The organism is Candidatus Omnitrophota bacterium, assembly GCA_028707125.1.
In the GTDB taxonomy this organism is placed as follows: Bacteria; Omnitrophota; Gorgyraeia; order Gygaellales; family JAQTUX01; genus JAQTUX01.
Genome location: JAQTUX010000001.1, coordinates 1,245,882 through 1,261,957, shown reverse-complemented (window position 1 = coordinate 1,261,957; position 16,076 = coordinate 1,245,882). Strand labels below are relative to the sequence as shown.

Genomic DNA, 16,076 nt, shown 5'->3' with positions numbered 1-16,076 from the left:
CGATGTCGGCTCATCCTATCCTGGGGCTGTATAAGGTCCCAAGGGTCCGGCTGTTCGCCGGTTAAAAGGGTACGCGAGCTGGGTTCAGAACGTCGTGAGACAGTTCGGTCTCTATCTGATGTGGGCGCGAGGATACTTGCAGAGGGGTTTTCTCTAGTACGAGAGGACCGAGAAAAGCGGACCTCTGGTGTTCCAGTTGTCCTGCCAAGGGCAGAAGCTGGGTAGCTATGTCCGTAAGTGATAAGCGCTGAAGGCATATAAGCGCCAAGCATGCCTCAAGAATAAGTATCCCTGGGGGAGCAATCCCCCTGAAGGCAGGTCGTAGACTACGACCTTGATAGGCGCAAAGTGTAAGACCCGTAAGGGTTTCAGCTAATGCGTACTAATCAGCCAATCGGCTTGACTTTCTTAATATCGGTTAAGCTCGGTTATAGAGTAGTTTGCTCTACGTCTGGTAATATAAAATTGTCATTGTATTTTGCTGGCGACATTGCCGAAGGGGAAACACCCGTTCCCATTCCGAACACGGCAGTTAAGCCCTTCAGGGCCGATGGTACTATACTAATACTGGTACGGGAGAGTAGGTCGTTGCCGGCTTAAAATCAGACCCGCTATTCTTAATTGGATAGCGGGTCTTTTTTGCTTTGACATGGCTTTTTTTGTGCGTTATAATCATCTCTCTAACCAGCACATAAGACCATAAATTATATAAAGGTAAAGGGGGGAACATATGACTCACGATAAAAAGATTCCGGCAAAAGGCGCTGACGCGTCCGACCGCCAGAAGGCGCTGGAGCTGGCGCTGGCGCAGATCGAAAAGCAGTTCGGCAAAGGCTCTATAATGAAGCTGGGCTCGGACGTTAAGGTGTGCGTGGACTCCATTCCTACCGGCGCGTTGTCTTTAGATGTCGCGTTAGGCGTGGGAGGCGTGCCCAGAGGCAGGGTCATTGAGATATTCGGCCCTGAGTCGTCGGGTAAGACGACTTTGACCCTGAGCATCATACATCAGGCGCAGCAAAAGGGAGGGGTCGCCGCGTTTATCGACGCGGAGCACGCCTTTGATTCCATCTATGCTGAGAAGATCGGAGTGAACCTGAAGGATATGCTCATTTCGCAGCCGGATACGGGAGAACAGGCGCTGGAGATCGCCGAGACGCTGGTGCGCTCCAACGCGGTTGATGTGATCGTGATCGATTCGGTTGCCGCGCTCACCCCACGCGTAGAGCTTGAAGGAGAGATGGGCCAGTCCCATGTCGGCTTGCAGGCGCGGCTTATGTCTCAGGCGTTAAGGAAACTGGTGGCCGCGATAAGCAAATCAAAGACCTGCGTCATATTCATCAACCAGATCCGCGAGAAGATAGGTATCATGTTCGGCAACCCGGAGACGACACCCGGCGGCAGGGCGCTTAAATTCTATGCCTCTGTGAGGATCGACCTGAGGAGAAAAGAGGTAATAAAAGAGGGAGAAAGGATAACGGGCAACCGGGTGAAGGCGCGCGTGGTCAAAAATAAGGTCGCCCCGCCTTTTCGCGAGGCGGAATTTGAGATCATGTATGATTCCGGCATATCAAAGATATCCAGCGTCATTGACAGCGCGGAGGCGGCCGGGTTAGTGCAGAAGTCAGGCGCCTGGTATAATTATGGGCAGTCCAAGCTTGGGCAGGGAAAAGAAGGCGCCAAACAATTCCTGGCGGAAAATCCAAAGATCATGCAGGAGATAGAGAAAAAGGTCAGGGAGGCGATAAAGATATAGCAGGGGGTATAAGATGCAGAAGAGAAACAGGTATTTTCTTGTCTTTGGTATAGCGATAGGCATGGTGGTCGGCATAGTCATTTCCACCCGTTTGCGTTTGAGCGCTGTAAGCGACGCCCAGACCGCGGGCGCGGGAGCGTTCAGCACGGACATAAACAGCATGGAAACCGCCATAGAGAAGGTGGCGGCAGAGGTTGGCCCGGCCGTGGTTTCCATAGGCACCGAGCAGACGGAAAAGATAGGGGGGCGCGGTTATTATTTCGGCTCTCCTTTTGAAGGGGATGATTCATTCAACAAGTTTTTTGAAGATTTCTTCGGGCAGATGCCTGAGCGGGAATTTAAGAAGCAGGGATTGGGTTCGGGTGTGATCATTGACGCCGAAGGTTATGTGCTTACGAACGAACACGTCGTCGCGGACGCGGACAAAATAACCGTGACCCTTTCCGACGGCAGGGAGTTTAAGGGCGAGGTCAAGGGCACAGACCCCAGGTCCGACCTCGCGGTGATAAAGATCAACGCCTCAAACCTGCCTTTCGCGGAACTGGGAGATTCAGATGAGGTCAGGATAGGCCAGTGGGCGGTAGCCATAGGCAATCCTTACGGTTACGCCCTTCACAGCCCGGAGCCGACAGTGACCGTGGGAGTGATCAGCGCCTTGCACCGTTCGCTTCCGCGCACAGGCAGGCGCGACAGAGATTATAATGACCTGATCCAGACCGACGCGGCGATCAACCCGGGTAATTCCGGAGGGCCGCTGGTAAACCTGAAAGGGGAGATCATCGGCATAAATGTGGCGATATTCTCGGTTACGGGCGGCTATCAGGGTATCGGTTTTGCCATACCTTCTGCCACGGCAAAGCAGATCGTAGGAAGGTTAATAGAAGGTAAGAAGGTGCTTTACGGCTGGCTGGGGGTTACGGTGCAGGATCTGAATAAAGACCTGGCCGAGCATTTCAACTTAAAAGAGAGTAAGGGAGTGCTGGTTGCCAATGTCCTTAAGGGCAGTCCTGCCGAAAAAGGAGGCATTAAGGCGGGGGATGTCGTAGAGAGTATAGACGGTATGCGGGTGGACAGTGTAAGAGAACTGCTTAAAATCGTCGGCAGGGAAGAGGTGGGCGCGAAGGTGAAAATAGGAGTATTACGGGACGGCAAAGCGAGCGTTTTACAGGTAGAAATAGGGGAGCGTCCCGATGATGTGGAAGAAATGCTTAAAACCGCTCCGGAAGAGGCAGGGCAATGGCGCGGCCTGACGGTTCAGGAAATTACTCCGGAGATCGCCCGCAGGTTCCGCCTGGAGCAGGACAGGGGGTTGGTTGTCGTGGATGTCAAGCCGCGAAGCCCCGCTGATGATTCGGGGATAATGCCTGGCGATGTGATCATATCCATAAACAGGCAGCAGATAGATACTCTTTCCGAATACGAAAAGATCACCGCGCGTATTAAGGGCAATGCCTTAGTCCAGACAAGCAGGGGATATATAATTCTAAAGGGAGAATAAATTCATCGCTGGCGTAGCTCAGTCGGTAGAGCAGCTGTTTTGTAAACAGCGGGTCGGGGGTTCGATTCCCTTCGCCAGCTTAAAAAGGTTCGGGCAGGTACCCAAGTGGCCAAAGGGGACAGACTGTAAATCTGTTGCACTCGTGCTTCGGGGGTTCAAATCCCTCCCTGCCCATTTTCTTCTCATTTATCCTTAAACAACTACGGACGGTTTAACCGTCCTTTGTTTTATGAAGAGAAAATCAGCGATAATCCTGATCATAGCGTTGATAGCGGCCTTGTTGTCGCTTGCTGTGTACGGGCTTTTTTCCCGGCGTATAACCGAAAAGCGGTACAACAAGGTAATGTGTTATTATATCGCGCGCGGCGTTACTCAGAATGCCGCGGGTTTCGACGATAAGATCATCGCGCTCAGAAAGTTTGTGCACGGTAATCTTTATTCCGTCTATAAAGACCGTCGCATTTTAGATTCCGTGGAGATCGGCGACCTGCTTTACGGCACGGGATTTTGCGATACCCGTTCCCTGGTGTTTATGAGGCTGGCGCGCGGCATAGGGATAACGTCCCGCCTTGTATATCTTCTGAAGAAGTCCGGAGAATCGCCGCATACCGTAGCCGAGGTCCTGGCGCCGGATAAAAGATGGGTATTGGTAGATCTTCTCTATGGCCTCGGCCTCGTTACCAAAGACGGCAAGTTAGCCAGTCAGAGCGATATCAGGGAAGACCCGGGTATCATTTTGAACGACCCGCTGCTTAAGGATGCGATAGGCTCCGGCGAGAGTTGTTGGTCGGATCCGGAATTCAGGGATATTTATTCTAACGTCCCCATATATCGATTGAACGTAAAGGGCAACAGGTTAGATTTCTTGAGCTGGGTTCCCTTAGGAATGCTCAGGCCGATAATAAACATAATCCAGAATAGATATTTTGAGCAGATCAGGCCGGACATTAAAGACCCCTATGAGTTTGAGATGCTGAAGGCCAGGGGCTACCACCTGCTTGGTTACCGCAAAAAAAGCGAGGAGCTGTACAGGAAGATAATCAATGGATCCAATAATGAGAAGTTGATAGATGCTGTCAGGTTTTTCAGTAAGTGATATAATAAGAGTATGGATAAGGCGGCCAAAAGGATCATAGCGAGAGAAGCGCTCATCCTGACAGGTATGATCGTGATATGGTATGCCTTTGCTTCTATCTCTCCCGGAGACATACCTATAGTTTATCCGAAATATAAGGTAAGGTTTGCCAATAGGGCAGCCCATATTATAGAAGTTTATCCTGAGATAGGTTATTCCAACGTGTCTAACCGCAAGGCATTCCTGAAATTCCTCCAGGAGGTCCATCATCCTTCATCAAAGCTTATCCGCAGGCGGATAGAGGAGTTTGCCAGGAGCGCGAATATCAGCGCTGCCTTAGAAAAAGCGGAACTCGTGAATAATATACAGATAAAACTCTCGGATGCCTACGCCCGCTTCTGGTCGCAGAATTTATTGGTCAAGATAGGATTTGTTTATCTCTCCTTGCTTCTCATACGATTTATCGTCTGGGCGATCCGGGCTTTAGCGTAGAATTCCTCACGTCATTGCTGTAGTAGGGGCATAGTAGGAAACTGTTTCAGGTAGAGGTAAGAAACTGTTTCTGAATTGAATAGGAAAGTGGGTAGTTGTATTGTGGGCGAGGGGTGCATTGCTCTGATTATCTCGGCGGCAGGCCCCGCTGCCTTGAGGCGGAATGTTACCCCACACTTACGTGTGGGGAATGTCAATCTTAATGAGTATCTATCTAATTGTAATTTTAGTAATTCTTATCGGCGAATACCTGCTGGGGCTGGGGGTGGAGACGCTGAACCTCAGGCATGCCTCGCCGGTTCTGCCTAAGGAATTTGAAGGGTCCTATGACGCGGAGAAATACAGGAAGTCGCAGGAATACCTGAAGGAGACCACGAAATTCAGGTTGATCAAAGGCACCTTCTTTACCGCCGTTATTATAACCTTTATACTCATAGGCGGGTTCAACTATGTTGATCAGTTCGCAAGAAGCGTCTCAAGCGGCTACATCCTTAGCGGACTGATCTTTGCCGGTATCCTGATGCTGGGCTTTCAAATATTCAATATTCCCTTTGCCGCATACAGCACTTTTGTTATTGAGGGCAAATTCGGCTTTAACAGGACTACGGCCAAGACGTTCATACTTGATATAATCAAGGGCTTACTTTTAGGCGCGGTCATAGGCGGCGCGGTTTTTTCCTTCGTTATGTGGCTGTTCGCGGCGGCGGGTAAGGGCGCCTGGGTTTACTGTTGGATAGGTGTTTCGCTGCTCCAGCTGTTCCTGGTATTCATCGGCCCGGTTGTGATTATGCCGCTTTTCAATAAATTCATACCCCTTGAAGACGGCGAGCTTAAGAGGGCGATAGAGGGCTACGCCCGATCGCAGGATTTTCAGTTAAAAGGCATTTTTAAGATGGACGCCTCAAGGCGTTCCAGCAAATCAAACGCCTTCTTTACCGGTTTCGGCAAATACCGCAGGATAGCCCTGTTTGACAACCTTATCCAGAGGCACACCGTAGATGAACTGGTATCTATCCTGGCGCATGAGATAGGCCATTATAAAAACAGGCACATATTCAAAATTATGGGCTTGTCCGTCGCGACCACGGGCCTTATGTTTCTCATAATGTCTTTCTTCATAGGTAACGAGGGGTTATTTTCCGCCTTCAGGATGCGGGATATATCGGTTTACGCCGGCCTGTTCTTTTTCGGGTTTCTCTACACTCCCATTAATCTGCTGTTTTCGGTTTTGGGTAATTTTCTCTCCAGGCGCTACGAATATCAGGCAGATGAGTTCGCGGCCAGGACATATAAGAGGCCGCAGGATATGATAACGGCATTGAAAAAGTTAACGGTTGACAATCTCTCTAATCTTACCCCTCATCCGCTCAAGGTATTCCTGGACTACAGCCACCCGCCAGTGCTGAAAAGAATAGAGGCGATCAGAAGCAATTTTTCTGGTTTGTTTTCTCAATAATCTATGGTAAAATAATAACTTGCGTTAATCTACGCGGGTGTAGTTCAATGGTAGAACAATAGCCTTCCAAGCTATATATGACGGTTCGATTCCGTTCACCCGCTCCAGACGTATTTTATTTTAGAAAGGGTATGGCATATGGAAGAACAATTCTTAAAACCGGTACATATTGAGGCGTTTGACCTGGACGATGCCTGGTTCCAGTGCCTGTCGGCCATACTGGAAAAAGGGCATGTATATACGATCACGCGCGGCAGTTACAAGGACCAGAGGCGGCTTGAGTTTGATTTCGCGACCGTGCGCGTCAGGAAGCCGTCCCACCAGATCATACCGGTCATCCCTGAAGGCATGAGCATACCCGCGCCGACGGATATGGATTACGTGCAGGGGTATCTTTCCTATTTGCTTACCGGAGAGAAGACCAATACGGAGGACTATACTTACGGCGAGCGGCTGGTGGACCCCAAGGTCAAAATAAGGCACGACACGGACGGCAAAGAGATGTTTAAGGAGATGCCTCTGGGGGTAAATCAGATAGAGGAAGTGATCAATATGTATAAAAGGGACGGGCACGGCACGAATCAGGCGACTATGGAGATAGGCATGCCTTCCGACATAAAGCTTGTTGACCCGCCCTGCCTGAGGATCATAGATACGCGCGTACGCTACGGAAAGCTGCATTTCATTTTATACTTCCGCTCCTGGGACCTCTGGGGCGGGTTTCCTTCAAACCTGGGCGGGCTGCAGCTTGTGAAGCAGTATATGGCCGAAGAGATAGGGGTTGAGGACGGCGAGATCATCGCCGCGAGCAAAGGGCTTCACCTCTACGAATACAGCTGGGAACTTGCCAAGATGAGGACAAAGAAAAATGAAGTTAAACTATAAGGGCGAAGACAGGAGAGAGTTTGAGCGCATTGATTTCAGCGCGCCGCTGCAATATAAGATATGCCGCAAGGAAACGATCTCTAAACTGCTTGAAGGGTACACCTCCAACGTAAGCCAGACAGGGCTGCTTTGCGTCGTAAACAGCGAGGTAAAGATCAACAGCATATTATGGCTGAATTTTGACAGGGGCACGCTGCATTTCTGTTCCGACCTGGAGAGAAGGTGTTTTATTTATCAAAAGGGCGTGATAGGAAAGGTCGTGCGCGTGCTCCCCAGGAAGAAAGGCGATTTTGAAGTCGGTATAAAATTCATTACCAGGGAAGAAAAGGACCTGAGCAGGAACTATATATGCTGAACATCGCGGTGTTAGGAGACGGCGGCTGGGGCACTACACTGGCGGTCCTTTTGTCTAAGAAGGGCCATAAGGTGAGTTTGTGGGGCGCGTTCAGGGATTATGTGTCTGTCCTTGATTCCGAGAGGGTGAATTGGAAGTTCCTTCCCGGCATAAGCATCCCAGCGGATATATTGATAACCTCCGATATCAAGGACGCGGCAGCGGGTAAGGATATAATCATCCTTGCCGTTCCTTCCCAGTATTTAAGAGGCGTGCTTAAGAAGCTGAAGGGCTGCTGCGGCCGCGGCGCCGTATTCGTAAGCGTGACAAAAGGCATAGAGAACCGCACCTTGATGAGGATGACAGAGGTGGCGAGGGACGTCCTGGGCAATATCAGGATCGCCGCGCTGTCCGGGCCGACGATCGCGCGCGAAGTCGCGGAGGGTATGCCTACGACCGTGGTTGTGGCTTCCGCGGACAGGAAGATGAATACCTTTCTGCAGGATGTATTCAGCACGGAGAAGTTCCGCGTCTATACCAATAACGACCTGGCAGGCGTTGAGCTGGGCGGCAGCGTTAAGAACATCATAGCCATTGCCTGCGGTATATCCGACGGCCTGGGATTCGGCACCAACACCAAGGCCGCGATCGTATCCCGCGGCCTGGTTGAAATGAAGCGCCTGGGCGCGGCTATGGGGGCGAAAGAGAAGACCTTCAGCGGCATAAGCGGGCTGGGCGACCTTGTCACTACCTGCATAAGCCCGTTTAGCAGGAACCGTTCAGTGGGCGAGCAGATAGGCAAAGGCAGAAAATTGCCCGAGATCATAAACAGATTGAAGATGGTCGCCGAAGGGGTCCCTACTGCCAAGTCGGTTTTTCAATTATCAAAAAAATACGCGGTGGAAATGCCGATAGCCGCGGAGATCTATAAAGTTATTTACAGGAATAAGAGCCCCAGGCAGGCCGTGTATGAGCTTATGACGCGGTCTAAGAAAGGAGAATAAGTTTCTAGGTACCGCCGATTGGTATTACAGGGCGGTACCGTTCTTCCGAAGATAAATATAGAGAAGAACGGGAAGTGGCTCAGTTTGGCTAGAGCACCTGAATGGGGTTCAGGGGGTCGGCGGTTCGAATCCGCCCTTCCCGACTTTAACTCGTAAACATAAGAATATCTGGAGGTGCGGATATGTCTTACGGCGGACAGGAAAGAAGGCGCCAGCCCCGTGTGGCGGCGAGGTTCATAGTTTCTTACCGTATCCTTGAAGATATTGATAACGTGGATACGTCACAGACCAAAAATTTAAGTTTAGGCGGGATGCTGCTTACTACCAACAGGCCGTTCGATACCGGCACATTTCTTGCCTTGCAGATCCGGCTTCCCTTTGATCCCGACTCTATAAGCATAACGGCAAAGGTCCTGGAGTCCAGAGAATTAATAAAAGATTTGATATATGATACGCGGCTGCAGTTCCTGCAGATAGACGACAGGCACCTGAAGACGCTTACGCAGACCGTGGATCATTATTTGAAGAGGGAAAACACATAGGGGGATAACACATGAAGCGTATAAATGTAGGGCTCATAGGAGCCGGCACCGTGGGTAAAGGGGTCATAAGGATCCTTAAAGAGAGGAAGGCGATGCTCAGGGAGAAGCTCGGGGTAGAGATATTCCTGAAGAGGGCCTGCGATAAAGAGGCAGGCGCGTTCAACTCTTTGAATCTGCCCCGGGAAATGATTACCCGCAGGGCCGAAGACATCATTTCCGACCCTCAGATAGATATAGTCGTTGAGCTTATCGGCGGCATTAACCCCGCGAAAGACCTTATCAGGGATTCCCTTAAGAGCGGTAAATACGTAGTTACCGCGAATAAGGCGTTATTATCCGACTGCGGCGCGGAATTATTCGCTCTGGCAAAGGCAAAGGATAAGAGCATCTATTTTGAAGCGTCGGTGTGCGCCGGCGTGCCTGTGATCAAGTCCATCAGAGAAGGATTGGTGGCGAACAGGTTTAACAGCGTTTACGGCATAGTCAACGGCACATCAAATTACATACTTTCCCGTATGAGCCAGGAGCGCATAAGCTTTGCCGAGGCGTTAAAAGAGGCGAAGAAAAAAGGGTACGCGGAAAAGGACCCGTCCCTGGACATAAACGGCGTTGATTCGGCGCACAAGCTTGTGCTTCTGGCGTATCTGGCGTTCGGCAGGTTTATCTCTTTGGGAGAGGTATTCATTGAAGGTATCTCAAAGATCTCCAGCGCCGATATAGAATACGCCAAAGATATGGACCTTGAGATCAAGCTGCTGGCGATCGCGAAAAAACAGGGCAGCCAGCTTGAGGTGAGGGTGCATCCTACTCTTATCCCCAGGGAGCATCCGCTTGCTTCAATAAGCGGCGTGGATAATGCCATATACCTGTCCTGCGATCTCGTGGGCAATCTGCTTTTTCATGGCCCGGGCGCCGGGCAGCTTTCGGCGGCGTCCGCGGTGGTAAGCGACCTGGTGGATCTGAGCAAGGATATAAAGGCGGGGATGTTCCGCTCCAGTATTAATGTGATCCCCGACAGGGGGATCGTTTCCATCAAAAAGATAGATGAGATAGAATCCCGCTATTATATCCGCGTAATGGTCCTGGATAAGCCGGGGGTGCTGGCTACCATATCAGGAGTTTTAGGCAGGCACAATATAAGCATCGCCTCGGTCAGCCAGAAGGAAAGAAGGCGCGCTGAATTTGTGCCTATTGTGATGATCACTCATGAGGCCAGAGAGAAGGATATGAGGATGGCTTCCGAGAAGATAAACAAACTGCCTCAGGCAAGAGGCGGCCTTGTGGCGATAAGGATAGAAGAGTTATGATCTACAAAGGCGTGATAGACAGGTATAGGAAGTATCTTCCAGTAAATGATTCAACCCCCTGCGTGACTCTGAACGAAGGCAATACGCCCTTGATCTTCTCGCCTGTTTTGAGCAACATGGCCGGCGATGGCTTTGAGGTGTATCTTAAATTTGAAGGCCTTAATCCCACCGGCTCATTTAAGGACAGGGGCATGACCGTCGCCGTGTCAAAGGCAAAAGAGGCGTCGGCTAAAGCGGTCATCTGCGCCTCAACCGGCAACACCTCTGCCTCTGCCGCGGCATACGCTGCCAGGGCCAATATGCGGTGCGTTGTGGTCCTGCCGAAAGGCGCTATTGCTTTGGGCAAACTCGCGCAGGCGTTGATCCATAATGCCAGGGTGATCGCGGTCAGCGGCAATTTTGACGACGCATTGAACATCGTCAGGGAAATAAGTTCCAGCCGGAGCTTTACTCTGGTAAACTCGCTTAATCCTTATAGAATAGAAGGGCAGAAGACCGCCGCCTTTGAGATCTGCGACAGCCTGCAGGGGGCGCCTGATTATCAGGTTATGCCTGTCGGCAACGCCGGCAATATTACGGCGTATTGGAAGGGCTATAAAGAATATAAGGAAAAGGGAGTTATCAGCTCTTTGCCGAAGATGCTGGGTTTTCAGGCGGAGGGCGCGGCTCCGATAGTCAGGAATAAAAAGATCGATAAACCCGAGACCATTGCCACCGCTATCCGCATAGGCAATCCCGCCAGCTGGCAGGGCGCGGTCAATGCCAGGGATGAATCAGGCGGATTGATAGATATGGTGTCTGATGACGAGATCATCTCCGCTTATAAGATGCTGGCTTCTTCGGAAGGCGTTTTCGCGGAGCCGGCATCAGCCGCGTCGATCGCGGGCCTGATCAAGCTTATTGATAAGGGCTACTTTAAGGCGGACAGGCGTAATAAAGGCGGGAAGACCAGGCTCGTCTGCATCCTTACCGGGCACGGCTTAAAGGACCCTGACCGGGCGATCAAGACAATAAAGAAACCGAAGGTCGTGAAGGCGACAGTATCAGCGGTGTTAAAAGAGATTTGAAAAATAAGAGGATATTGATTACAGCGGGCCCCACATGGGTGCCGATTGACAGCATACGCGTCATCAGTAATGTTTCCAGCGGCCGTACCGGAATATCATTGGCCGAAGAGGCAGACAGGAGAGGCGCTTCAGTTACCTTAATGCTTGGCCCTGTAGGCGATATCAAGACCAGGAACGGCATAAAGCTGCTGCGTTTCCGTTTTTTTGACGAATTAAAGAAAATACTTAACAGGCAATTAAGCGTCAAAAGATTTGATATAATAATACATCTTGCCGCTGTTTCTGATTTTAAGGTCGCCGGCGCCATAAAGGGTAAGATACCTTCCGGCAGGAGGATGGCGCTTAAATTGGAACCGGCGGAAAAACTGTCGGATATTATAAGGAAGAAGGCGAAAGGCGCGCTTTTGGTGATATTCAAACTCGAGGCGGGAGTCAGCAGCCGGGAACTTGTAAAGCGGGCAAGGGCGGCGATGGAAAGATGTTCCGCGGATATGGTTGTGGCAAATATGTTCCGGGGGCTCAGGTACACCGCGTTTATTATAAGCGGCGAGAAGATATATACAGTCAATAGGAGAGAGGGAGTGGCGAAGATCTTATTTAGAGCGATAGAGCAGGTGCGCGAATGAAATACGCGGTATTGGTCGCGGATGGTATGGCGGATTATCCTCTTAAGGAGCTGGATAACAGGACGCCTCTGGAAGTCGCCAGGACGCCCAATATGGATTTTCTCGCCAAACACGGCAGGATAGGCCGCGTCAGCACTATCCCCAAAGATATGTCTCCGGCTTCAGATGTAGCCAATATCTCCATACTCGGTTATGACCCCAAGGTGTATTATACGGGCAGGGGGCCGCTTGAAGCAGCTAACCTCGGAGTGAAGCTTAAAGAAGGAGAGGTCGCCTTCAGGTGCAATCTTATTACTGCCGGAGACGACGCGCTCGTTGATTACAGCGCCGGGCACATAGGTTCCAAGGAAGCGGCTATATTGATAAAGGCCATAGATAAGGCGCTCGGTTCCTCGGAGGTGCGATTTTATCCCGGCGTCAGCTACAGGCATCTTATGGTGGTAAGCGGCAGCGCTGCCGAGGGCATGTCTGAGGTTTCGGCAGTTGCCCCGCACGATATAATGGGCAAGAAGATATCCAGGAATTTCCCTAAAGGCAGCGGCGCCGATTTTTTGATAAAGTTGATGAACGACTCGCGCCGCGTCCTTTCAGAACACGAGATAAACAGCGTAAGGATAGACCTGAAAGAGAACCCCGCCAATATGATCTGGCTTTGGGGACAGGGCAAGAAGCCCGCCATGCCTTCGTTCAAGGAGAGGTTTGGCATAAGCGGCTCCATAATATCGGCGGTAGACCTTATAAAGGGGCTGGGGAGGATACTGGGGTTGTCCGTTATAAATGTTGAGGGCGCGACCGGCTATTATGACACGAATTACGAAGGTAAAGCGAGGGCGGCCTGTTCTTCTTTGCAAAAGAGCGACCTTGTATTTTTGCACGTTGAGGCCCCCGATGAGGCGGGCCATAACGCGGACTTGAGGGAGAAGATGCTTGCCATTGAGAGGTTTGACAAGTCCATAGTGGGCGCCCTTCTTGAAATGTTTGAAAAGCAGAAGGATATGCGCATACTTGTTTTACCCGACCATGCCACTCCGATCTCCCTCAGGACGCACACGAATGACCCTGTATGTTTCGTTATCTTCGGCAAGGATATCATAGGCGAAGGCGCCCTGGGGTTTTCCGAGAAGTCGGCAGAGAACAGCGCTCTTATTTTTGAGAACGGTCACGAATTACTGCCGTTTTTTTTGAAGGGGGTTTAGCGTCAATGGATTCGGTCGCCCTGGTCGTAGTCGCGCTGGCGGTTTTCTCGTGGGGCTACAGGTTCTACGCGAAGCGTTTTGAGGACAGGATCGGCGTGGACCATAAACACGCGCCTCCATCGGTTGCCAAATACGACGGCATAGATTATGTCCCCGCGAAGAACTGGTTTGTCTTGTTCGGCCATCACTTTTCTTCCATTGCCGGCGCCGGCCCGATAGTCGGCCCGGTTATTGCCACGCTTGTATGGGGATGGCTGCCCGCTGCCATCTGGATCATAGTGGGGACGGTTTTTGTCGGCGGTATACATGATTTCGGGTCGCTCCTGGTTTCGGTCAGGGAAGGGGGCAGCTCTATAGCGGATGTTGCCAGCAAGGCGATATCGCCGCGCGCCAGGATCATGTTCTCCTGGTTTGTGCTGCTGGCATTGATACTGGTCGTGTCGGTATTTGCCTATTTGAGCGCTAAGACATTTATAGACGAGCCCGGTATCGTTATACCGTCTTTGGGTTTGATACCGCTGGCTATGGCGCTGGGTTTCGCGATCTATAGATTAAGGGCCAACTTTGTTTTGGCGACTATCCTGGGCCTGGCCGCCCTTTGCGTCTTGATCTATACCGGTTATAATTTCCCGGTGACCATACAAAACAACGCTGTCGTCATATGGCTGACAGCGCTTTTTATATATGTGTTCTTCGCTTCTATTTTGCCTGTACACATACTGCTTCAGCCGCGGGATTATCTTAGCGGTTTCCTTCTTCTCGCGGGCCTTATCTTCGGATACGCCGGCATATTTATTACCAGGCCCAATATGAACATACCGCTTTACAATACATGGTCCAGCGGCTACGGAATGCTCTGGCCCGCGCTTTTTGTCACGGTTGCCTGCGGGGCGGTATCAGGCTTTCATTCCCTGATATCAAGCGGCACCACGTCAAAACAGCTGCCGAACGAATCGCTGGCAAAAAGGATAAGTTACGGCGGCATGGTCGTAGAGGGCATACTTGCCATAATGGCGGTGATCGTGGTCGCCTCTTCCTGTATGCGCGGCGATTCAGGTTCCGCCCTTAAACAATTAGGGCCCATAGGCATTTTCGGCAGGGGTTTCGGTGTGGTCACCGCTCCCATATTGGGAAAATACGGCAGTTTTTTCGGCCTGGCTGTATTGAACGCCTTTATCCTTACCACCCTTGATACTGCCACGCGCATAGCCAGGTATCTGTTTGAGGAATTATTCGGATTAAAGAATAGATTCTTATCTACCGCCGTCATAGCGGCGGCCGGCTTCATTCTTGCCTTGAGCGGAAAATGGATGATGCTTTGGCCCGCGTTCGGCGCGGCAAACCAGTTGGTGGCGGCGCTCGCGCTTTTGGTCATAAGCGGATGGCTGATAGCGAGAAAGAAAGGCTTCATGGTCACTTTTATACCCTCCGTCTTTGTATTGTTGACCACGCAGTTCGCGATTATACTGCAGGCGGTAAATAACGCGAAGGGCCGTGAGATCCCGCTTTTTATCATATCGGTCGTGTTATTGTGCCTTTCGGGTTTCGTAGTTAAGGACTTTTTGGATTTAATCAAGAAACGGAGGCGTGTCCAGCATGCTTAGAAAGAAACGTATAATTGTGCAGAAGTTCGGGGGCAGTTCCGTTGCTACGGTTGAGAAGATAAAAAATGTGGCAAAGAGGGCCTGCGATTATAAGAGTAAGGGCATGGATGTGGTGGTAGTGGTCTCCGCCCTTGGGGATACGACCGATGAGCTGATAGGGTTGGCGCATGAAATAGATAAAGGCCCTTCAGAGAGGGAAATGGATATGCTTTTGTCCACGGGAGAGCAGATATCTTCAGCCCTTCTGGCAATGGCCATACATAAATTGGGCTATGAGGCGATATCGTTTACCGGTTCGCAGGTCGGCATAATAACGGATACGACCCACACAAAGGCGCGCATAGTGAATATCGCCACGCACAAGATCAGAAAACATCTAAAGCAGGGCAAGATCGTAATAGTCGCCGGATTCCAGGGGGTGACCCCTTATCAGGATATAACTACGTTAGGCAGGGGCGGCTCCGACCTTACGGCGGTGGCGCTGGCTAAGGTGCTGGGCGCCGCTATCTGCGAGATCTACACCGATGTGGAAGGCGTGTTCACGACAGACCCGAATATAGAGCGCAGGGCCAGGAAGATCAAAAGGATAACTTATGACGAGATGCTGGAGATGGCCTCTTTGGGGGCGCAGGTCATGCAGGCGCGCTCTATTGAGGTGGCGAAGAAGTTCAACGTGATAATACACGTCAGGTCGTCATTCAACAGAAAAAAAGGCACATTTATTTTAAGGGAGGTAAGGTCAATGGAAGATGTTGTGGTGAACGGCATAACATTAAACAAGGGCGAGGCGAAGATCACTATTTGTAACGTGCCTGACAGGCCGGGGGTCGCCGCGCAGATATTCAAGGAGCTGTCCAACGGCGGCGTCAACATAGATACGATAGTCCAGAACGTAAGCCATACCAGGCAGACCGATATATCCTTTACCGTGCCGAAGGTGGATCTGAACAAGGGCATACGGCTGACGAAGAAGGTCGCCGGTTCGATAGGGGCCGGAGACGTGATGAAGGACGCGCGGATCGCCAGGGTGTCCATAGTAGGCGTGGGCATGAAGAGCCATCGCGGTGTGGCGGCAAAGATGTTTGAGACGCTGGCGGAGAATAAGATAAATATTGAAATGATAACCACATCGGAGATCAGTATCTCCTGTATAATAAACGGCAGGTACGGCCGCAAGGCGGTAAAGGCGCTGCATTCTGCTTTCGGGCTGGATAAGAAGTAGTATTGAGGTGATAAT

General features: G+C 51.0%; 15 protein-coding genes, 4 tRNA genes and 2 rRNA genes. All 21 read left to right on the top strand.

The annotated features are described in order from the left end of the window. Positions 1-407: ribosomal RNA gene (locus tag PHR44_06365) — 23S ribosomal RNA — on the top strand; the annotation flags it as partial. Positions 408-480: 73 nt separating this feature from the next. Further along, positions 481-597, top strand: a 5S ribosomal RNA gene (gene rrf / locus PHR44_06360). A gap of 133 nt (positions 598-730) precedes the next feature. Then, positions 731-1,753, top strand: a complete 1,023-nt coding sequence (gene recA / locus PHR44_06355; GenBank protein MDD4910280.1) for a recombinase RecA — start codon at positions 731-733, stop codon at positions 1,751-1,753. A gap of 13 nt (positions 1,754-1,766) precedes the next feature. Continuing rightward, entirely contained in the window at positions 1,767-3,251 is a 1,485-nt protein-coding gene (locus tag PHR44_06350) for a Do family serine endopeptidase (GenBank protein MDD4910279.1), read from the top strand. A gap of 7 nt (positions 3,252-3,258) precedes the next feature. Next, positions 3,259-3,331, top strand: a tRNA-Thr gene (locus PHR44_06345). Between the two features lie 11 nt (positions 3,332-3,342). Beyond that, a tRNA-Tyr gene (locus PHR44_06340) sits at positions 3,343-3,425 on the top strand. 55 nt (positions 3,426-3,480) lie between these two features. Continuing rightward, entirely contained in the window at positions 3,481-4,347 is an 867-nt protein-coding gene (locus tag PHR44_06335; protein ID MDD4910278.1) for a transglutaminase family protein, read from the top strand. 12 nt (positions 4,348-4,359) lie between these two features. After that, entirely contained in the window at positions 4,360-4,818 is a 459-nt protein-coding gene (locus PHR44_06330; protein ID MDD4910277.1) for a hypothetical protein, read from the top strand. Between the two features lie 202 nt (positions 4,819-5,020). Further along, a complete protein-coding gene (locus PHR44_06325; protein ID MDD4910276.1) occupies positions 5,021-6,274 on the top strand; it encodes a M48 family metallopeptidase in 1,254 nt (417 codons plus the stop codon). A 33-nt stretch (positions 6,275-6,307) separates the two neighbouring features. Further along, positions 6,308-6,381 (top strand) — tRNA-Gly (locus tag PHR44_06320). A gap of 31 nt (positions 6,382-6,412) precedes the next feature. Further along, the gene (locus PHR44_06315) at positions 6,413-7,159 is read left to right on the top strand and encodes a thymidylate synthase (protein ID MDD4910275.1); all 747 of its coding nucleotides are present in this window, start codon (positions 6,413-6,415) and stop codon (positions 7,157-7,159) included. After that, positions 7,143-7,514 carry a PilZ domain-containing protein gene (locus tag PHR44_06310; GenBank protein ID MDD4910274.1) on the top strand — a complete coding sequence of 124 codons (372 nt, stop codon included), beginning with the start codon at positions 7,143-7,145 and terminating at the stop codon, positions 7,512-7,514. The genes PHR44_06315 and PHR44_06310 overlap by 17 nt, the downstream gene beginning before the upstream one ends. Beyond that, the gene (locus tag PHR44_06305; protein MDD4910273.1) at positions 7,508-8,497 is read left to right on the top strand and encodes an NAD(P)-dependent glycerol-3-phosphate dehydrogenase; all 990 of its coding nucleotides are present in this window, start codon (positions 7,508-7,510) and stop codon (positions 8,495-8,497) included. The genes PHR44_06310 and PHR44_06305 overlap by 7 nt, the downstream gene beginning before the upstream one ends. Positions 8,498-8,565: 68 nt before the next feature. Next, positions 8,566-8,640, top strand: a tRNA-Pro gene (locus tag PHR44_06300). A gap of 39 nt (positions 8,641-8,679) precedes the next feature. Then, positions 8,680-9,039, top strand: coding sequence for a PilZ domain-containing protein (locus PHR44_06295; protein ID MDD4910272.1), 360 nt, complete (start codon positions 8,680-8,682; stop codon positions 9,037-9,039). 11 nt (positions 9,040-9,050) lie between these two features. Then, on the top strand, positions 9,051-10,346 hold the full coding sequence (locus tag PHR44_06290) for a homoserine dehydrogenase (GenBank protein ID MDD4910271.1): 1,296 nt from the start codon (positions 9,051-9,053) through the stop codon (positions 10,344-10,346). Next, positions 10,343-11,413 carry a threonine synthase gene (gene thrC / locus PHR44_06285; protein MDD4910270.1) on the top strand — a complete coding sequence of 357 codons (1,071 nt, stop codon included), beginning with the start codon at positions 10,343-10,345 and terminating at the stop codon, positions 11,411-11,413. Before PHR44_06290 ends, thrC begins: the two co-directional genes overlap by 4 nt. After that, entirely contained in the window at positions 11,410-12,039 is a 630-nt protein-coding gene (locus PHR44_06280) for a phosphopantothenoylcysteine decarboxylase (GenBank protein MDD4910269.1), read from the top strand. The genes thrC and PHR44_06280 overlap by 4 nt, the downstream gene beginning before the upstream one ends. Beyond that, positions 12,036-13,235, top strand: a complete 1,200-nt coding sequence (locus PHR44_06275; GenBank protein ID MDD4910268.1) for a cofactor-independent phosphoglycerate mutase — start codon at positions 12,036-12,038, stop codon at positions 13,233-13,235. The genes PHR44_06280 and PHR44_06275 overlap by 4 nt, the downstream gene beginning before the upstream one ends. A gap of 5 nt (positions 13,236-13,240) precedes the next feature. After that, on the top strand, positions 13,241-14,839 hold the full coding sequence (locus PHR44_06270; GenBank protein MDD4910267.1) for a carbon starvation protein A: 1,599 nt from the start codon (positions 13,241-13,243) through the stop codon (positions 14,837-14,839). Continuing rightward, the gene (locus PHR44_06265; GenBank protein ID MDD4910266.1) at positions 14,832-16,061 is read left to right on the top strand and encodes an aspartate kinase; all 1,230 of its coding nucleotides are present in this window, start codon (positions 14,832-14,834) and stop codon (positions 16,059-16,061) included. Before PHR44_06270 ends, PHR44_06265 begins: the two co-directional genes overlap by 8 nt. The last annotated feature ends 15 nt before the right edge of the window (positions 16,062-16,076 follow it).